We start from the raw sequence: 17,960 nt of genomic DNA on the forward strand, positions 1-17,960 counted from the left end.
CGGTTACCCGTACGTCGACGCCGTGGTGGCGCTGCTGGCCGAGCTGACCGGACACGACGCGCACGCGGCGGACGTCGCGGTGGAGAAGGAGCCCAGGGCGTTGCCCTGGGGCAGCTCCTCGACCGACAGTTCGCCGTCGAGGGCGTACAGATCGAACGCGTACGGGTCGCTGTGCTGTTCGTTCATTAGGTGTCACCTCTTCTCTTCTTCGCTGGTCGCGGCCTGGGAGGGCCGCTGGGGACGGAACGAATCAGCCGACGCAGGAGGCCGTGGTGGCGCTGCTGGCCGAGCTGGCGGGGCAGGAGAAGGAGCTCGCCGAGGTGGCGCTGGAGAAGGAACCGAGGGCGTTGCCCTGCGGCAGCTCCTCCACGAAGAGCTCGTCGTCCATCGCGTAGAGGTCGATGAGCTTGTCGGTGCTGTACTCGTTCACAGGAGATGTCCCTTACGAGAGTGTGTGAGCGCGCGGGACGGTCAGCCGAACGTCGACGCGCTGCCGACGCTGGAGGCCGAGGTCGCCGGGCAGGACGCGGTCGACGCCGAAGCGGCGGAGAACCAGCAGCCGAGGGCGTTGCCCTGCGGCAGCTCCTCGATCGACAGCTCGCCATCCAGGGCGTACAGGTCGAATGTGTCCTGGTTGATGTCCACTGGTCGTTTTCCCTTCGGACGGGGCTTTGTGGAGGACGTGCGCGGAGAGGAGGAGCCGGTGGCGCCGCCTCCGGGCATGTCAGGTGTAGCTGGAGAAGGACGTGAAGGAGGAGGCGGTGGTCACCGGGCAGGAGGCGGAGCTGGCCGATCCTGCGGTGGACACCGACGAGAGGGCGTTGCCCTCCGACAGCGTCTCCATCTCGAGGGAGTCCTCGAGGATGTCGTCCAGTACGTAGAGTTCCAGTTCGGGCATGGTTCGTTTCCCTTCTTTGAGGCGAGCCGGGCTCAGCCCGTGCAGTTGGCGGTCATGATGCTTCCGGCGCTGCTGACCGGGCAGCTGGCCGTGGTCGCGCTGGACGCTGTGCTGAAGGTCCCCAGTGCCACGCCCTCGGGGATCTGCTCGATGGACAGTGCGTCGTCGCCCAGGTCGACGCTGTGGAGATCGAGCTCCCACGCGTTGGCTTCGGACATCGGATCACTTCCTTCTCTTGATGCCGGTCTATCGGTTCACCGGTGGCCGGTCGGCCCCGGAGGTATCGGGGGGCGGCGTCACTGCGCCGCCCAGGGCCAGGGCGAAGAGCTGGTGCCGGCTGGCCCCGTCGCTGCGCAGCGGCAGCCGTACGGAAGCCGGGATGAACCCGGCGAAGACAGTGCCGACGAGTCCGACGGCCACGGCGTCGAGCCACATCGTGTAGGCGGCTGCCGCGGTGCGGGTCATGAGTGTCCGGTAGCCGTGGGCGCCGTGGAGGCGGCTCGCCAGGTCCAGGTCCGCGGCGAAGGAGACGATGGCGGCGGAATCGCAGAACTCCCTCTGGATCGTCAGGTCGTGCAGGGCTTCAGCCGGCGGCAGCGGGGCGACCGGGACGTAGGACCGCTGCGTACCGCGGCCCGTCTCGAGCGCGTACATGCCGGGTTCCAGGCCACTGAGCCGGAAGGCAACGACGTTGATCTGCAGCGGCATCCGCTCCTGTTCCTGCGGCCATGACGCACGGTCCGCCTCGATGCCCCGGGCGGCTACGTCGGCGACGAGTGAGGCGTCGACAGGCTGCGGTCCGAAGAACCGGATGGAGCGGCGCTTCTCCAGAACGGTGAGCAGGGAGGACCTGTCACGCTGTTGGGCGGCGAAGCGGACGGGCGGTCCGAGGGGTGCGGGCGGGCGGGCCGCGGGCCGCGCAGGCGTCGGCACGGTGGCGATGCCTGCGGTCGCGGGGGTTCGGAAGGCGGTGAGGAGCTCCGCGGCGAGGTCGTGCGGGCTGCTCATGCGTCGTCTCCCAGGTCGATGACGGCCGTGACCGGTTCCATGTCGGGGTTCGTCCCAAGGGCCGTGGCGAGGGCCTCGTCATCCCAGCTGGGGCGCAGGGCGCAGCCGATGCCCAGGGTGTGCGCCGCCTCCCGGGCGGTGGCCTGGGCGCAGCCGCTGTCGAGCAGGACGATGCGCAGGGCGAAGGCGGAGTACTTACGGGCGACCTTTGGGAAGTCGCCGGTCAGTACGATGCTGAACGGTTGGTTGCCGGGCAGGGCGTCGATCCGGGAGGACAGCCGGGCGAGGCGGTGCCCGGAGGTGACGTAGCCGTAGACGCCGGGGGGGATGCCCGGTGTGTTCCGGACGACGGCGTAGGCGGTCACCGAGCCGATGTTGCCGCCGCTTGCCGTCCAACGGGATACCTTGTCCGCGTTGTCGGCCCTGATCCCCGCCGTGACGGAGAGCAGCAGCGACAGCGTGTCCGCCCCGGGCCGTGCGGCGTTCCGGAGCGGAGCGGACCGGTCGAGCCGGTCGTGGCCGGGCGGTGGGAGCTCGACGGCGGGGGCGACCGGCCAGGTCCGGGAGACGCGCTGCAGAGCCAGGTTGGAAGGCTTGTAGTGCATCTGGTGGGCCTTGAGGTCGGCGAACTCCTTCGGCGGCATGGCCACGGACGCCTCGAAGCGCGTGGCTGGCGCGGCACGTTCCACAACGGGCCCCTCGGCTACGGAACAGCGCGGGCAGCCGGGCCGGGTCGCGGAGGCGGTGTCCCGCTGGCCGAGGGTCTCCAGGTCCACCACACGCCAGCGCATCGGCAGGGGTGTGGGCGTGGTCCGGGAGATCGCGGCGAACACGTCGCGGGCGAACAGCGCGGTGGCGAGCTCGTGGTCGCCGGCCGTGGCTGTACGGTCGTCGTCCTCGTCGTCGGCGGTCAGGCAGTCCAGGCACGGCGTCGTACGGGGATCGACCAGCGGGCCCAGGGCCGCACGGCGACCGCGCACGCTCAGGCGCAGCATCGGGATGCCCTTGTCCCAGCAGTGCTTGGCGAGGAGGTCCCGGCCTTCCCCGCCTTCTGCGCCCCGCGCACCGTCTCCGGTATCGGCCCAGACCGCAAGGGTCGCCTGTTCGGACGGAGTGTCGCCGGTGGCGAGGGTGACCCGTACGGAGCCGGTGAGCTCGTCGCGCAGGAGCGCGGCGAGGGCCGGATCGCCGAAGACCTCGATGTCGGCGGTGCTCAGGCGGGCTGCGGCCTCCTCCCAACAGGGGTTCACCTCGGTGGCGCTCCCCACCCGGGACAGGTAGTCGGCGAGCCGGTCGTCGACATCCGCGACTGCTTCGCCTTCCGTCGCCCGTGGCGGTCCTTCTTCGACGACGCCGCAGGTCCACAACAGCGAGAGTGCCTTGAACACGACCTCTTCCGGCATTCCAAGCTCCGCCGCGAGCCGGTCGTGTGTGCGCTCGCCGTCCAGCAGGGCGAGCAGGCCGGGCAGCATCTCCGTGGCGGACCTGCCGCGGAAAAGCTGCTTCTTGGGCGGTCCGGTCACCACCAGCTGGTCGGCTTCGGTGCTGACCACCAGGCCGCGGCGCAGCCGCGGCCGGAGGGGGATGCGCAGCTGCGGGTCGAACCGCGCGGCGGAGCCGACGGTTTCGGCCGTCATCATGGATTGATCGCTCACGCTGTCCGCCCTTCGGTGATCGAGACCAGTCGGCGCCACAGTTCGTCGCCGGCGGCGGTGGTTCGGCACCGCTCGCAGCGGTCCACCGCGATCACGGCAAACTTGCTGGTAGCGCCGGTGATTTGGTCGAACTTGCGCACGGTGCCGCCGATTGCCTCCTCGTCGCCAGGTGTGCCCAGCGCCTCCTCGATGGCTTGCCTGGCGAAGGCTGCGGCGATGCCGACGGCATGGACCGGATAGCCGGTGGGGTGGCGGTCACCTGTGTCGGTGGTGCCGTGCTCGGGGCGCCTGTGCTGGCTGCGCCGGCGCACGTAGCACTGGTGGCAGGCCGTGCGGCCGGGGACCACCACGGGGCCGCACAGCACTTCGGTGGCTGTGGTGTGCACTCCGAACCAGGGAGTGCCCCAGGCGAAGGCGGCACGGTCCGTCGCCTCGTCGATACGGGGCCGTTCATGGGAGGTGGCCAGCACGATGAGGTCGGCGCGGGGCCACAGACTCGGGTGGGTGCCCTCGTCGATCTCCATCAGGGTGATGTCGTGTCCGTGGTCCCGGGGGTCGTGTTGCAGACGTCGTGCGACGTCCTTGCCGAAGGCTCCCGAGGCGAGTACGAGCAGGTGACGATTCATGACCTACCTCATGCGAAGGGCTGCGGGTCGGGATTGATGCCGTCGATGTCGTGCACGGGATGTCCCATGGCGCGGGGGGCCTCGTAGAGGCGGGGATGGGCGAGGTAGCGGGCTCGGTGGGCGAAGGAGAGCGGCATCAGCTGCGGCACCATGACCCGTACGGCGGTCGCACCCACCTGGCGGGCCTCGTCGGTCGTGATGTCGACGACCACGACCTCGCAACCGGCCCGGGACAATCGCTCCAGGAGCCACGGGAGCTCTTGCGCTCCCTGCGCGGGGCGTTGCAGGTCCGCGAAGGTCCGTACGGGGCGCTCGCCTTCCAGGAGGAACTTGAACCGGTGGCGCTGGTCGGGCTTCCCGGCGAGGAGTGCGCCACCGATCACACTGACGATGTCCTGCGGGTCGTCGGGGTGCGTGTGCCGGCTCGCGTGGGAACGGAGCGCGATGCGTAGTGAGGCGGCCTCGCGGTGCAGTTTGGCGATGGCCTTGCCGGGGTCGGTGTCGCATGTGGCGACGACGAGTTGGGCGAGATCGGGGTCGTGGTCGGCCAGCTGCACTCCGTAGATGACCGGAATGCCGAGATCCGTCGTGGCGTCGAAGAGCAGGGTGCGGATGTTCTCGTTGGCCGCGCGTTCCACGAACGCCCGGTGTTCCGGCGCTAGGTCGTCGGGTGCGAACTCCAGTCGGGGAAGCCGCAGGCGCTGGAGCCAGGTCAGGGCGATGGAGTCCCGTTCGACGACTTCCATCAGACCGTTGGCGATCGCGGCCAGCGGGTCGGCGTGGGTGGCGCAGCCCGTGGAGACCGGGTGAACGAAGCGCTCCGCAGCCGACTCAGGTGAGCACTTCAGGTAAACCTGGACGGCCGGAACGTATACCTTCCGGCCGCGGGCGAGGGACCAGCCTTCAACCCAGCGCAGCGGCATGCGCGGGTCGGTGGGGACCAGACCACAGCGCGGGTCGGCCAGTTCGGCCGGTGCGAGGTTCGGCCATTTCCAGGGCGGAATGGCGTCCTCGCCGAGCTCCTCGGCGGTCGCCCAGATCATGTCCCGCGGGGACCATGCGCACGAGGAGTACCGTTCCAGGGATTCGGCGGCTGCGAGGTGGGCCGCCGTCTCGCGGTCCAGCGCTCCTCCGGCCCCGTCGAAGTTGCCGGAGGAGGCGTCGTGTGTCCACTCCGACTGCGCTGCGAGGACGGCTCCCGGGTTGCCCAGAGATCCGGAGAAGACCGCGAAGTCAGGTTCGCCCTCTGTTACGGGCAGCCAGGTCAGCCTCGACACGAGCCCGTACGGCGACACCAACCTTCCGATCCGGCGCAGGGATTCGGGCACCGCGGCTCCCTGGGGCGTCGCCTGAAGCGTCCTCATTCCCCACCCTCCTCGACCGTCTGAGATCCGGCTGAGCCGCATCGGATATCTCGACCCATTTGCGTTCGTTGAAGCCGCAAACTGATTTCCCCCATTCCGGACACGCGTAAGACACTTCGTGTCATCAGGCCAGCCCATTGCTAGCCATGTTGGGTCTTCCGGCCACTACCTTCTGGTCACTAGCGGGAGGGCAGATGACATGTTTGACTCCGTTGGGCGCCGTTCGCGGCTCAGGTTCACGATCTGTCGCGAACGGTTGCAACCTTCTACACGTGGTGGACAGGTCGGGGCGCTGTTCGCCATGACGGATAGTTTTGAAACGGGGATGAACAGATTGGACAAGGCGCACGAGGACGACTTCGCACGGCACGTCGTGGGTGTTCGATCAGCACTCAGACGCAAGGCCTTCGTACTGGTGGGGGACTGGTTCGCGGCTGACGATCTTGTACAGCAGACGCTGATTGCCGTGTATCGATCTTGGGAACGGCTGGATCACCACGAAGCACTGGCCGCCTACACCCGCACCGTGATGGTGCGGCTATTCATCGACGAACGACGCAGGCACCGCTGGACCCGTGAGCTGCTGCAGGACTCGTTGCCCGAACCGGAGCCCGGACCCGAGGAGTTGGCGCGGATCGGGGACAGGTTGGTCCTGCTCGAGGCACTGGCCACTCTCACCCCGCGGCAACGCAGCCTCGTCTACCTGCGTTACTGGGAGGACCTAGGGATCGAAGAGGTCGCGCAGATCATGGACTGCTCCTCCTCGACGGTCCGCAGCTCCACCTCGCGCGCGCTGCGAATCCTGCGCGAACGACTCGGCGAGTTGGGATCCCGCCGAAACGAAGACTGACCCGCGGGCATGCCGATAGATGGGCAACTCTGACGACCTGGTAGGGGGGTGTCCTGACCTGCGTGGATGCGGGTACGTATGCCGCATCCGGTGGTGGGGTCAGGACACTCTTCCTGTGCGTGGTCCACAGCGGGCCCCGGCACGGCGACGGTCCGCTGAGGACAGTCCGCCGGGGACGGACCCTTGCCAAGGGTCCGGTAGCCCGGCATTCTGGAGGACGGGTGTGCGCAACAGCATCGCCAGGCTGCTCATCAGGAGACGGACAGGAATCCTCAAAGGTGCCAGTGGCCCTCAGCGATCTCCATAACTGCTTATGAGACCAATCTATTCTGCCCTCCATTTCCCATAGGGTTGATTCATGAGTGAGAATATGCGAGATCAGGCACCAGAAAGCGAGCGCGAAGCTTCGGAGTCACTCCGTGAAACCTTGCGCGCCCTCCTCGGCTCGGCCCCGGCCCCGCGCCCTGCATTGAGCGACGATGAACTCATCGCGATGATCCGCGGATCGGCTGACGACCCCCAGTCAGAGGAAAAACTTCAGTAGCCGGGTACTGCCGCACCGTGTTGACTGAAGCCGCCCGGAACGCCAGAAATGCCGATCCAGCGGCTACGTCAACTCGTTCGGAATGGTCAGCTCCTCATCGTGACCAGAGCAACTGCGGTCATCGCCGCTTGCATCTCCCGTATCGCCTTGCGGACGCTCTCGCCGACCCATTGGCCCTCGGATATCTCCCGCATTCGCGGAACGACCTCTCGCGGCGGTCGGTCGGGGAATGCCAGGCGGTGCAGCTTGGCGCCGTGCAACAGTGCGATAAGGCCGGCCGAGCGGTCGTCGGGCTCGGCACGCCGCAGGACCACTTCTTGGAGCCGTGCACGCAGCTCCCTCTCGACCGAGCCGTCCACCTCGGGAAACCGTCGCACCGGGAAGATCCCCAACACCTTGCGCTGCTCTTGGCCGACCAGGCCACGCTCCCTGAGAGATGCAACGGTGGCATCCAGGACCTTGCGGTTGTCCTTGGTCAGCCACGCCGTCACCTTCGGCGGCCGGCGTGTCCCCGCCGCCCAGGTATCGATCATCCTGAGTCGGCCGTCGAGTAGCCCGACCCCAGTCGGAACCGTGTCGACCACCGTGATCCGACCCCCGTCCACAGAAAGACGGCCTGCCAGCACCAGATCGAGAACGATCCCACCCGCAACAGCCCACTGGCAGGCCTGCCGCTCACGGACCGCCCCGGCCTCATCGTCCAGCGACAGCAGCATGATCTCCTCGGCCAGTGTCACGATCACGCCGGTCCCCCGTCACTCGACTCCACGGCTTGAGACGTCCAAGACGGGCAATCAGTTCCCCTTTACGCCCTTCTACCCCGAGGACATAGCCGCGCACGCACGTTGCTTGGCCGCCGATTGGCTGACGGCGGTCTCCGTAAGCGGTTCTGATCCACTCTTGTATCTCAAGGTGGGTCCAACGGTGACGGCATCGAAGCCCCGGCGAAGGCGGCGGGCCAGGCTGCACAGCGGTTTCAGCCCGGTGTGCCCGGCATCGGTGAGCTGGCCGCCACCATCGACCGGCTGCGCACGCTGACCGCCACCGGCGACTTCGCCTACTTCACGACATCGCCCACTTCATGGCCGCCCTGCCCCTGCCGGAGCCGTCGACCATCCGCTGGACACGAGCGAAGACGATGTCCGCTCCTCGTGGCGCGGCCCGGTCCAGGCCCGGCAGGCCTGCTTGCGGTCGATCTTCTCGTCGAGAGCTTCGACCTTCTGGTCGAGGTTGTCGATCTGGAGGCGTACCGCGGTGAGGTCGGACTTGATGATCCCGAACTCGCGGTCGTGCTTCTCCGCGACCTCTTCGAAGCGCCGGGTCAGGGCAGCGAGCTCGCCGTGGGCGATGGGGCCCTCGGGCACGCGGATACTGAACGGCCGGGGGCGGCCCGAGCCACGGGTCGCGACCACTCTGGGTGCGCGCAAAGCAGCCACCCGGTAGCGTTGAAAACGTGCGTTCCGCCCAAAACGCTGCCTGGCCCGGCAGGGCCGCCGCCGATGTCGGCACAGGAACGAGATCACACATGCCAAAGCACAGCATCCCCGCGGTGACTGCCGCGGCAGCTCTGGTCTGCCTGGCAGTATTCGGCCCCACACCGAGCAGCGCCGCGTCAGCACCCGCCCAGCCGGCTGGGCCCACCCCGGCAGCCCCGTCCCGGTTCGTGCCCGGCCCCTGTCCGAAGCCGCCCGAGCCCATCGAAGCGCTGAGCGACGCACGCTGCGGCTTCCTCGAGGTGCCCGAGAACCGCTCCCGCCCCGGCGGCCGGACCATCAAACTGGCCGTGGCGGTCATTCCGGCCGCCTCGGAGAAGCCCGCCGCGGACCCGGTGGTGTTCATGGCGGGCGGCCCCGGTGCCGACACGTTCGACGACATTCCGTTCCTCGTCGACTCCGGCCTGAACAAGGACCGCGAACTGATCATCATGGGTCAGCGCGGCAACCTCTACGACCAGCCGAACCTCGCCTGCCCCGAGGTCGACAGGTTCAACGCGCAGGCCGTCGGCTTGGGCTACGACGCACAGCAGGCGGAACAGATCATGCTGAAGGCGGTGACGGACTGCCGGGCCCGCCTCGTGGCCGACGGAGTCGACCTGAGCGCCTACAACAGCACCGAGAACGCCGCGGACTTCGCCGACCTGCGCAAGGCACTGGACATCCCCCAGTGGAACGTCTACGGCTACTCCTACGGCACCAACCTGGCCCTCACGTACCTGCGCCTGCACCCCGAGGGGATCCGCGCGGTGGCGATCGACTCGATCGCACCCTCCCAGTTCGTGACTCTGCCGTGGACATGGGGCAGCACCGCCGAGGGGATCCGCAACATCTTCGAGGCGTGCGCGGCGCAGCCCGCCTGCAAGGACCGGTACCCGGACCTCCCCCAACTGTTGACGGAGCAGGTGCGCAGGCTGGAGGCGCAGCCCCTGACGCTGAACGTCACGCCGCCGGACGGAGGGAAGCCGGTCAAGACCGTCCTCGACGGGGGCGCGCTGCTGAACCTGATCGTTGCCTTCACCCCCCGGCCCAAGGACATCCCGGCGGCGCTCGAAGAACTCAGCAACGGAAACCCGGAGCGCTTCGCGAAGGCCCGCGCGGGCGGTTCGGTCCAGAAGGTCGGCGAGTTCGCGCACGGCCTGACGAACTCGATCGCGTGCAGCGAATGGGCTCCGGGGTACTCGGAATCCGACGTGCTGAAGGCGGGGCAGAAGGCCTTCCCCGGGTGGCCGGACACGGTCCTGGCGCAGCCACCGCAGCTACCCTTCCAGTATCCGGTGTGCGGGATCTGGAACGTTCCGGACCGTGCGAAGGTCCAGCGGGTGCCCACGTTCAGCTCGGTGCCGGCACTCGTCGTCTCCGGCACGTTCGACGTGAAGACCGGGGCGAGTTGGGCGCAGGGCGTGGCCCGCAACCTGTCCAACTCGACCTCCTTGGTGGTCCCCGGAATCGGCCACTGGGTGGTCCCGCAGTCGCCTTGCGCGCAACGCGTGCTGGCCTCCTTCCTCGCTCGCCCGACCGCGCCCGACACCAGTTGCGTGGACGATCTCGAGCCCGAACCGTTCACGATCATCCCGAAGTAACCGGGAGGGCAGATGAGACGCCACCACGCGCCCCGTCGTCGGCGCACCGCACGACGACTCCTGGCCACATCGGCCGGCATGGCGACCGGTCTCCTCGTCACCAGCCTGCTCACAGCGCCCGCCCACGCGCAGTCCGGCACCAGCCCCAGCCCCGGAGCGCCGATCGGCACGACCGCCCGGACGGTGGGAGACGCCCGCTACGAACCGGGCCCCTGCCCGAAGACACCAGAACCGATAGAGGAGCTCGAAGGGGCCCGCTGCGGAACGCTCACCGTGCCCGAGAACCGAGCCGAACCCAGCAGTGAAACGATCAAGCTCGGTGTCGCGATCGTGCCCGCCGCGGCCGACACACCGAAACCCGATCCCATCGTGTGGCTCGCGGGCGGACCCGGAGACGACGCCGTGGGGGAGGCGAAGATGGCCATCGACGGCGGCCTGAACCGCGACCGTGACGTGATTTTCATGTCCCAGCGCGGTACGTACTCGGCCGACCCGGCGGCCCTCTGCCCCAACATCGACGAGTTCAACGCACGCGCGGTCGGCCTCGTCCACGACGCTCCGTCCACCGAGCGCCTGCACGTCGAGGCCACGAAGGCCTGCCGCGACCAACTGGCGGGCCGCGGACTCGACCTCAGCGCCTACAACGACACCGAGAGCGCCGCCGACTACGACGACCTGCGCACCGCGCTCGGCATCGAGCAATGGAATTTGTACGGGATCTCCTACGGCACCCACCTGGCGCTGGTCTACATGCGCCTGCACCCAGAGGGACTCCGCTCGGTGGGCATCGACGGCATACTGCCGCCGTCCAAGGCAGGGTCGGCGGCGACCTGGAGCAGCGCCCGGCAGGGCTTCGACGGCCTGTTCAAGGCCTGCGCGGACCAGCCGGCGTGCAACAAGCGCTACCCGAACCTGTCGGCCACCTTCGACAAGCTCGTCAGCGACCTCGAAGCCAAGCCGGTCACCACCACCGTCACGCTCCCCGGCGACGACAAGCCGGTCAAGGTCGTCCTGGACGGCGGAGCCCTGGTGAACTGGATGACCTCCGCCACCCACGTGGCACCCCAAGTACCCGCCGCCCTCGACGAACTGGCCAACGGCAAACCGCAGCGGATCGCCCAGCAGTGGGCGGGCGGCAAGCTCAGCCCGGCGGCCATGGGCAGGGTCGCGCACGGTCTCGCCTACGGCGTCTTCTGCAGCGAGTGGACGCCGTACGAGACCCAGGAACAGGCGCTCAAGGGCGGACAGGAAGCGTTCCCGTCCTTCCCCCGCTCGGTACAGGCCCAGGCTCCGCAGCTCACTTTCCTCCGCCCGGACTGCGAGGTCTGGAACGTTCCCCCGGCGGCGCCCTCGATTCGGGACGTCACCCGCGGCGACATCCCCACCCTCGCCCTGTCGGGCAGCTTCGACTCCCAGACCGGGGCGGACAACGGTCCGTACGTCGCCCGCACGCTGAGCAAGGCCGAAGTCGTCACGGTCCCCTACGAGCCGCACGTGGTGTTCGCCACCTCGAAGTGCGCCCAAGAGATCGCCGTCTCGTTCTTCGAGACCCCGGACGCGCCGAAAACCGGATGCCTGAAGGGCCTTGAGCCGCCTGAGTTCGAGATCGCTCCCTGACCCACGCCGCTCCGGGGCCTCGATCCTGCCGGTCCTGCTCCCCATGGCGGTCCTGATCGTCGTGGCGGTGGCCGTGGGGTCGTGGCTGCAGGGGCCGGCCTACTTGGCCCTGGCGATGTCGGTGTCGATCCGGCCGGCGGTCTTGAGCAGGCCGGCGTCGAGGTCGGCCACGTCGCCCTTCTCGTACGCGTACCCGAAGTCCTGCAGCGTGAGCTGGTACTGCCCGCCGTCGGGCTGCGCCTCGGCGGTGCCGGACTTCGGGTGCCGGGCGATGTCCAGGAAGGTCCGGAAGCCCGGGTCGGAGTCCAGCGAGGGCGAGTTCAGCGCCTCGATGGTCGACGGCACGTTGTGGATGGCGTTGGCGAAGGACACCACCGCGTCGGTGTCCGTGGCCATGTACCGCACCAGCTCCCACGCGGCCTGCTGCTGCCTGCTGCCCGCCGACACGCCGATGATGGTGCCGCTCACGTAGCCCTTGCCGTAGTCGGCGGCCTGCTCGTCGGGCACCGGCAGCGGCGCGGTACCGATCTCGAACGTCGCCCCGGCGTCCCTGGCCATGGCGAGCCGCCACTCGCCGTCCAGCTGCATGGCGACCTGTCCGGTGTGGAAGGGGTGCTCGGGGCCCCACTCGTCGCCGAAGGAGGACCGGTACGTCTCAAGGCGCTGGTAGCCGCCCAGGCGGTCGACCAGCTGCTTCTGGAAGGTGTACATCTGCGCGAAGGCCGGCTCCCGCGCGATCGCCGACTTCCCCGCGGCGTCGAAGTACGTCACCGGTCCCCACTGGGCGGCGTAGTGCATCGGGGTCGTCTCGTACCCGTGGAACGTGGGCATGAAGCCCAGTTGCTCGTAGCCGTCGCCCTTGGCCCTGGTCAGTTTCTCGGCGACCTCGGCGAACTGGCTCCAGGTCCTCGGCGGCTCGCTGATGCCGGCCGCCTCGAAGGCGTCCTTGTTGTAATACAGGCCGTACGCATCGGTCAGCAGCGGCAGCGTGCACTGGTTGCCACGGTACTGGGTGTACCGCAGCAGGCTCTCCGGAATGATCTTTTCCTTGTGCAGGCCCTCCTTCTCGAAGAAGGGGTTGAGGTCGGCGAGGACCCCGGACGCGCAGAACCGACCCACGCTGTTCGTAGAGAAGGACGACACCACGTCCGGCGCCTTGTCGCCGCCGGCCCGCAGTGCCTGGTTCAGCTTGTCGTCGGACATGTTCCCGGTGACCCTGACCTCGATGTCCGGGTGGGCCTTCTCGAAGCGGGCGACGTTCTCCTGGATCGCCTTGACCTCGTTCGGGGCGCTCCAGCCGTGCCAGAACTCAATGGTCCGGGGCCCGTCGGCGGAGTCCTGGGGGGCCGAGCCGCTGTGACCCGTACACGCACTGGTCAGAGCAAGTACCGCAAGTGATATGAATCCGGTGAGAGCCGGACGGAACAGACGTCTTCTGGGCATGACGAGCTGCCTCCTCGCAGTCGTGGGGTGGAGTTGATCTCGCGGGCGGGGCAGCACCCTAGCCCCGATCGGGATGCGCGTCGCAACCCGCCTGCGGTTCGGGGCGGCCCCGGCATCACCCGGGGGCGGACGGCGCCGGGGCCCGCCCCCGTGCCCGTCGTGCGCCCCCCGGCTCAGCTCCGGGGCCCGTACGTGGTGGACAGCGCACGAGGCCCCCAGAACCGCTTGGCCGGGCCGGTCCACAACCGCTGCACCTCGAAGGTGCCGCAGCGCCGCAGCAGCTCGCGGAAGGCGATGCGCACCTCCATGCGGGCCAGTGCCGCGCCCGTGCAGAGCGTGGCACCCTCCCCGAAGCCCACATGGGTGGAGCTGTTCGGCCGCCGCAGATCGAACCGGTCCGGGTCGTCGAACTGCCGGTGGTCCCGATTGGCCGCGCCCCGCAGCAGGATCACCCGCGCGCCCGCCGGGATCCGGACCCCGTGCTGCTCGATGTCCTCGGCCGCCTCGCGCGGACTGTGCTGGGTCGTGCTGTAGTAGCGGAGGGTCTCGTCGGCGAGGTTGCCCAGCAGCCCGGGCTCGGCCCGCAGGTCCTCCTGCTGGTCCGGGTTCTCGCACAGCGCCCGCATGGCGTTGCCGATCAGGTGGGTGACGTTCTCCAACCCGGCCCCGAGCAGCGTGAAGGTCAGGGAGAACAACTCGCCCTCGGTGAGCCGCTCACCGTCCTCCTCCGAGACCTGCACGAGGTCACTGATCAGTCCGGGCGGGAGGGGCCGGCCGCGGCGCAGCAGACTGCGGCGCTCGGCTGTCACCGCGGTGAAGAAGCCCTCGAACGCGCCGCTCCCGTCGACCGCCAGCATCCACTGCGCGTCGGTGGGGAAGGGGTCGGCGACCGGCAGCACCTTGCGGGTCCAGCCGAGGAACGGGGCCCGGTCCTCCGGCGCGATGCCGAGGAGCTCGCACAGGACGAGGAACGGCAGGGGGCGGCCCAGAGCGGGGACGAGGTCGAGGACGCCGCCCGAGGGGTCCAGCTCCGCCCGGTCCAGGAGTTCCGCGCAGATCTCCTCGATCCTGGGGCTCAGCTGCTCCACGCGGCCGCGGGTGAGGGTACGGGCGACCAGACGCTTGAGCCGGCCGTGGTCGGGGTCGTCGATGGCGAACAGGCTGGACCCGAGGATCCGGTGCAACGCGGTCCCGCGGAACTGCTCGTACCGGCCCGACAGCGAGCTGCCCCGGATCAGCTTCGTCCTGTCGCGCCCCAGGACCGCGATGTCCTCGTACCGTGACAGGAAGAACAGTCCGGTCCGTGGGTTGAAGTGGACCGGGCTGCGCTCGCGCAGTTCCCGGTAGGACGGATAGGGGTCGTCCATGACGCCCGGAGCGAACGGGTTGAATCCCTCTGGGTGCAGGCTTCTCATATCTGAGGGAACGCGCCTGCGTGCCACCGGGGTTCGCAGGTCCATGCGCGGGATGTGTGAAGGTGCCCCGGCTCAGAGCCCGCCTTCGGCACCCTCCTCCATGCGGCCGCGCAGACGCTCCGCCGCATGCCGGTACTCCTCCGTCTCCGCCCGCAGGCCGAGCCGCTCCGTCACCTCCGACAGGTGCTCCAGCACCGTCAGCTCGCCGGCGATGAACTTCTCCGCACGCGCCGTGGCGAGCCCCTCCTCCAGCAACTGCAGGGCCGCCCATGGGTCCCCGGTCCGGCACAGCGCCACTGCCTGCACATCGCACAGCAGCACCCCCGTCAGACCGCGCGCACCAGGCAGGATCCGGGCCCGCTCGGCATGGAGCAGGGCCCGGTCGGAGAGGCCCTGGTCCAGGCACAACTGCGCCATGTGGTGCAGGGCGAGCGCTGCCGTGCCGTAGTCGCGGATGCGTTCGGAGACCTGGGCCGCCTCCGTGTACACCGCCACCGCGTCCTCGTACGTCCCGCACGCGGCGTGGGCCAGCCCGAGGTTGATCAATGCCTGTGCCAGATCGCAGTCGTCCCCCGTCTGTACGGCGAGCTCCCGCGACCGCTCCAGCAGCGGAATGGCGTCCTCGGCCCTGCCCGCCTCGACGGTGGCCCAGCCCAGCAGGTTCGCCACCCGGGTCTCCGCCCTCGGATCACGAGTCGCCCGGGCGGCGCGCAGGCCGTGGGTCACCACCGGAATCCAGTTCCGGTGACTCTGCCACGTCAGCAGCGGCCACACCAGCACGGTCAGGCGCCATGCCCGGTCCGCCTCACCCGCACGGGTGGCCGCCTCGATCGCCGCACAAAGGTTGGCCGCCTCGGCCGCGTACCAGTCGAGCACCGCCCGCCTGTCGTCGAACCGGGGCACAGCCAGCGGCTTCTCGCACCATTCGGGCAGATCGCAGCAGGGCCGGCCTGCCGGGTCGTACATCCGGGAGGCCGCGTACGCCGTGTGCACGTAGAAGTCGAGCAGACCGCGCAACCGCTCGCTGCGCCCCTGCGGCCCGTACTCGCGGGAGAACAGCTGGACGAGGTCGTGGCAGGAGTAGCGGCCGACCGAACGTTCCTCGATCAGGTGGGCGCTCGCCAAGACGCCCAGCGCCCGGCGGGACGTACCGAGCGGCATCCGGCACGCGGCCGCGATGGCGTGGGCGGTGAAATCACCGCCGGGCACCACACTCAGCGCCGAGAAGACCGCCTGCGCCTCGCTGTCGAGCGCGCGGACGCTCAAGGTCAGGGCAGCGGTGATGTCGGCGTCCTCAATCGAGAGCGCCGCGAGGCGCTGCTGCTCGTCGCCGAGCTCGTCGGCGACCGATCGCAGCGACCAGCGCGGGTGTGCCGCCAGCCGGGCGGAGGTGATCCGCAGCGCCAGCGGCAGCCCGCTGCACAGCCGGACCAGTTCCAGGGCGGCCTCGGGCTCCTGCTCGATGCGGTCGCAGGAGAGCGCGGCCCGGAGCAGAGCCAGGCCCTCCTCCTCGTCCAGAAGGCCGACCGGCACCAGGGCCGCGCCGTCGAGGGCGATCAGCCCGTCCAGCCGGAGCCGGCTGGTGACGATGGTCGCCGATCCGCCGCCGGCCGTCAGCAGCGGGCGCACCTGCGCGGATTCGCGGGCGTCGTCCAGCAGGATCAGCAGCCGGCGCTTCGCCAGCATCGAGCGGTACAGAGCCTGAGCGGCGGCCGTGTCATCGGGAATGGAGTGCTGCGGCACGCCCAGCGCCGACAGGAATCCGCTGATCACCACGGAGGGATGCACCGGGGTCGAGCCGTCGAAGCCGTGGAGGTCGGCGAAGAGCTGCCCGTCCGGGTAGTCGTCGGCGTGCGCGTGGGCCCAGCGCAGGGCGAGGGAGGTCTTGCCGACCCCCGCCTGGCCGACGACCAGGGCGAGACCCGCGGAATCCGGAGCCAGCGCGCGTTCCACCGTACGGAACTCGTCCGCGCGGCCGATGAAACCGGTCGGCTTGCGGGGGAGTTGGGCAGGAGTGACCCGATGGACGGCGGTGGGCGCGGCGGACGGTGTCCGGGGCACGGGCGTGGACCGGGCCGGCGTGGACGCGACGTGCCGCGGGGGAGCGCCCGGCAGCGACCGCCTGTCGGGACCGTCCGGACCGTTGGAACCGGGGGGCATCCGGCCGAGCAGATCGGTGAATACCGCCTGGAGTTTGGGACCCGGTGCGACGCCGAGGTCCGCTTTCAGCAGCATGCGCGTCGAGTGGTACAGGCACAACGCCTCCGCCTGTCTGCCCTCCTGCTGATGGCACAGGATGAGCAGCCGCACCAGGGACTCGCGCAGCGGGTTCTCCTCCACCGCCTCGGCCAGCCGCGGCACGGCCAGCGCCCCCTGCCCGGTCCGCAGCAGCCGCTCGCCGAGGAGCTCCAGGGCGTGCAGCCGCGTGTGCTCCAGCCGGGTCCCCGCACCCCCGCGCAGCGATTCCGACTCGCAGTCCTCCAGGGCCGGCCCGCGCCACAGTTCCAGGGCCGAGTTCAGCATGCGGATGCCCTCGTCGTCCGGCGCCTCCTGGGACGCCGCCACGAGATCCTGCATGTGGTGCACGTCCACCCGGGCCCGGTCCGCCATGAGTGCGTAGCCGGGCGCCCGGGTCACAAGGCTGATCGTTGCGTCAAGCCGGCCGCGCAGACTGGCGACATGCCCCTGGAGCGCCGCCTTGGCGCTCCGCGGCGGCGCCTCGTCCCAGACCAGGTCGAGCAACCGCTCCACCGGCACGACCCGGTTGAGGTTCAACGCGAGAGCGGCCAGTACGGCCCTGCGCCTGGCGCCGCCGAGGGGCACGGGGTCACCGTCGTCGGAGCGCAGCTCCGCCGGTCCCAGGAGCAGCAATCTCATGTTCCCCACCTTCACCAGCCGATTCGCGAAGCACCTGGAACCACCCGACACGCGGCACGTGCGGTCGTGGGCGGTCCGGGATGGTGCTCGCGGCGGCGACTGGAGCGGCTACGGTACCGGTTCCAACAGCTTCAGGTCAGTGGCTGGGAAACCGGTGATGCTGGGCCACACCGTCTCGTAGCGGACTTGAGGTTAGCCCATTCAGGTCACGCGTACGGCTGTGGCCCCTGGTTCAACGACGTCCACACTTCAACGGCCACAAGCGACTCCGGACGGAACTCCGCGCAGCGCCAAGCGCTCCTCCAGGTGAACCTCCGGGAAGGAGCGCGAGCGGGGCGTCCACGCTGCGGCCCGAGCGGCGCCGGCCGCAGGCTCGCTGCCACCCAGGGGTATCGGGGCGCCTGCCCCGGAAGAATTCGGATCTTTTTCAGGCTGCGGTGAACCCCGGTCGGCTGTTCGTGCGTTGACCTGACTGGAAGGGTCGGGGGGTGGAGCTCCCCCCCCGTACTTCGTCCCCGGCCCTCCCGCCCCCGGCCCCGCAGTCCCCCGCGGAGCCGACCCGCCCCGCCCCGCCGCCAGTTCTCCCC

The 17,960-nt window shown here is 69.5% G+C and carries 17 protein-coding genes; 3 read left to right on the forward strand and 14 right to left on the reverse strand.

Annotated features, from left to right (window positions below; translation table 11 throughout):
• Positions 1–3: 3 nt before the first annotated feature.
• The 9 genes from ACWFQ8_RS12055 to ACWFQ8_RS12095 all read right to left on the reverse strand — a co-directional run bounded on the left by ACWFQ8_RS12055 (position 4) and on the right by ACWFQ8_RS12095 (position 5,551).
• On the reverse strand, positions 4–186 hold the full coding sequence (locus tag ACWFQ8_RS12055; RefSeq protein WP_453786083.1) for a thiocillin family RiPP: 183 nt from the start codon (positions 184–186) through the stop codon (positions 4–6).
• A gap of 64 nt (positions 187–250) precedes the next feature.
• The gene (locus ACWFQ8_RS12060; RefSeq protein ID WP_433085592.1) at positions 251–430 is read right to left on the reverse strand and encodes a thiocillin family RiPP; all 180 of its coding nucleotides are present in this window, start codon (positions 428–430) and stop codon (positions 251–253) included.
• A gap of 41 nt (positions 431–471) precedes the next feature.
• On the reverse strand, positions 472–645 hold the full coding sequence (locus ACWFQ8_RS12065) for a thiocillin family RiPP (RefSeq protein WP_453786084.1): 174 nt from the start codon (positions 643–645) through the stop codon (positions 472–474).
• 79 nt (positions 646–724) lie between these two features.
• Complete coding sequence (locus tag ACWFQ8_RS12070; protein WP_329102287.1) at positions 725–898, reverse strand: thiocillin family RiPP; 174 nt, start codon at positions 896–898, stop codon at positions 725–727.
• Positions 899–930: 32 nt separating this feature from the next.
• Complete coding sequence (locus tag ACWFQ8_RS12075) at positions 931–1,116, reverse strand: thiocillin family RiPP (RefSeq protein ID WP_453786085.1); 186 nt, start codon at positions 1,114–1,116, stop codon at positions 931–933.
• A 28-nt stretch (positions 1,117–1,144) separates the two neighbouring features.
• Entirely contained in the window at positions 1,145–1,906 is a 762-nt protein-coding gene (locus tag ACWFQ8_RS12080; RefSeq protein WP_453786086.1) for a nitroreductase family protein, read from the reverse strand.
• Entirely contained in the window at positions 1,903–3,561 is a 1,659-nt protein-coding gene (locus ACWFQ8_RS12085; protein WP_453786087.1) for a hypothetical protein, read from the reverse strand. Before ACWFQ8_RS12085 ends, ACWFQ8_RS12080 begins: the two co-directional genes overlap by 4 nt.
• Positions 3,558–4,187: a TOMM precursor leader peptide-binding protein gene (locus ACWFQ8_RS12090; protein WP_453786088.1), complete on the reverse strand. Its 630-nt coding sequence runs from the start codon at positions 4,185–4,187 to the stop codon at positions 3,558–3,560. The genes ACWFQ8_RS12085 and ACWFQ8_RS12090 overlap by 4 nt, the downstream gene beginning before the upstream one ends.
• Before the next feature lie 8 nt (positions 4,188–4,195).
• Positions 4,196–5,551, reverse strand: coding sequence for a YcaO-like family protein (locus tag ACWFQ8_RS12095; protein WP_453786089.1), 1,356 nt, complete (start codon positions 5,549–5,551; stop codon positions 4,196–4,198).
• A gap of 199 nt (positions 5,552–5,750) precedes the next feature.
• On the opposite strand from ACWFQ8_RS12095, the gene ACWFQ8_RS12100 reads away from it, so the two are divergent.
• Positions 5,751–6,401 (forward strand): SigE family RNA polymerase sigma factor, encoded by a 651-nt coding sequence (locus ACWFQ8_RS12100; RefSeq protein WP_453786090.1) that lies wholly within the window; start codon positions 5,751–5,753, stop codon positions 6,399–6,401.
• Positions 6,402–7,031: 630 nt separating this feature from the next.
• On the opposite strand, the gene ACWFQ8_RS12105 is transcribed toward ACWFQ8_RS12100, so the two are convergent.
• Entirely contained in the window at positions 7,032–7,688 is a 657-nt protein-coding gene (locus tag ACWFQ8_RS12105; protein ID WP_453786091.1) for a GOLPH3/VPS74 family protein, read from the reverse strand.
• 336 nt (positions 7,689–8,024) lie between these two features.
• Complete coding sequence (locus ACWFQ8_RS12110; protein WP_453786092.1) at positions 8,025–8,309, reverse strand: hypothetical protein; 285 nt, start codon at positions 8,307–8,309, stop codon at positions 8,025–8,027.
• 161 nt (positions 8,310–8,470) lie between these two features.
• Between ACWFQ8_RS12110 and ACWFQ8_RS12115 the strand changes: the two genes are divergently transcribed.
• Both ACWFQ8_RS12115 and ACWFQ8_RS12120 read left to right on the forward strand, forming a co-directional pair.
• Positions 8,471–10,021, forward strand: a complete 1,551-nt coding sequence (locus tag ACWFQ8_RS12115; RefSeq protein WP_453786093.1) for an alpha/beta fold hydrolase — start codon at positions 8,471–8,473, stop codon at positions 10,019–10,021.
• Between the two features lie 78 nt (positions 10,022–10,099).
• Positions 10,100–11,638, forward strand: coding sequence for an alpha/beta fold hydrolase (locus ACWFQ8_RS12120; protein ID WP_453786094.1), 1,539 nt, complete (start codon positions 10,100–10,102; stop codon positions 11,636–11,638).
• A 99-nt stretch (positions 11,639–11,737) separates the two neighbouring features.
• Here ACWFQ8_RS12120 and ACWFQ8_RS12125 read toward each other — a convergent pair whose 3' ends face one another.
• The 3 genes from ACWFQ8_RS12125 to ACWFQ8_RS12135 all read right to left on the reverse strand — a co-directional run bounded on the left by ACWFQ8_RS12125 (position 11,738) and on the right by ACWFQ8_RS12135 (position 17,373).
• A complete protein-coding gene (locus ACWFQ8_RS12125) occupies positions 11,738–13,081 on the reverse strand; it encodes an ABC transporter substrate-binding protein (protein WP_453786095.1) in 1,344 nt (447 codons plus the stop codon).
• A 173-nt stretch (positions 13,082–13,254) separates the two neighbouring features.
• Positions 13,255–14,448, reverse strand: a complete 1,194-nt coding sequence (locus tag ACWFQ8_RS12130) for a cytochrome P450 (RefSeq protein WP_453786096.1) — start codon at positions 14,446–14,448, stop codon at positions 13,255–13,257.
• Between the two features lie 120 nt (positions 14,449–14,568).
• Positions 14,569–17,373 carry a BTAD domain-containing putative transcriptional regulator gene (locus tag ACWFQ8_RS12135; RefSeq protein ID WP_453786097.1) on the reverse strand — a complete coding sequence of 935 codons (2,805 nt, stop codon included), beginning with the start codon at positions 17,371–17,373 and terminating at the stop codon, positions 14,569–14,571.
• Positions 17,374–17,960 lie beyond the last annotated feature (587 nt).

Source organism: Streptomyces sp. NPDC055254, assembly GCF_053606025.1.

Coding starts and splice junctions, on each gene's coding strand:
- ACWFQ8_RS12055 (WP_453786083.1), bottom strand. CDS start 186: ATGAACGAACAGCACAGCGACCCGTACGCGTTCGATCTGTACGCCCTC.
- ACWFQ8_RS12070 (WP_329102287.1), bottom strand. CDS start 898: ATGCCCGAACTGGAACTCTACGTACTGGACGACATCCTCGAGGACTCC.
- ACWFQ8_RS12075 (WP_453786085.1), bottom strand. CDS start 1,116: ATGTCCGAAGCCAACGCGTGGGAGCTCGATCTCCACAGCGTCGACCTG.
- ACWFQ8_RS12080 (WP_453786086.1), bottom strand. CDS start 1,906: ATGAGCAGCCCGCACGACCTCGCCGCGGAGCTCCTCACCGCCTTCCGA.
- ACWFQ8_RS12090 (WP_453786088.1), bottom strand. CDS start 4,187: ATGAATCGTCACCTGCTCGTACTCGCCTCGGGAGCCTTCGGCAAGGAC.
- ACWFQ8_RS12095 (WP_453786089.1), bottom strand. CDS start 5,551: ATGAGGACGCTTCAGGCGACGCCCCAGGGAGCCGCGGTGCCCGAATCC.
- ACWFQ8_RS12100 (WP_453786090.1), top strand. CDS start 5,751: ATGTTTGACTCCGTTGGGCGCCGTTCGCGGCTCAGGTTCACGATCTGT.
- ACWFQ8_RS12115 (WP_453786093.1), top strand. CDS start 8,471: ATGCCAAAGCACAGCATCCCCGCGGTGACTGCCGCGGCAGCTCTGGTC.
- ACWFQ8_RS12120 (WP_453786094.1), top strand. CDS start 10,100: ATGGCGACCGGTCTCCTCGTCACCAGCCTGCTCACAGCGCCCGCCCAC.
- ACWFQ8_RS12125 (WP_453786095.1), bottom strand. CDS start 13,081: ATGCCCAGAAGACGTCTGTTCCGTCCGGCTCTCACCGGATTCATATCA.
- ACWFQ8_RS12130 (WP_453786096.1), bottom strand. CDS start 14,448: ATGGACGACCCCTATCCGTCCTACCGGGAACTGCGCGAGCGCAGCCCG.
- ACWFQ8_RS12135 (WP_453786097.1), bottom strand. CDS start 17,373: ATGAGATTGCTGCTCCTGGGACCGGCGGAGCTGCGCTCCGACGACGGT.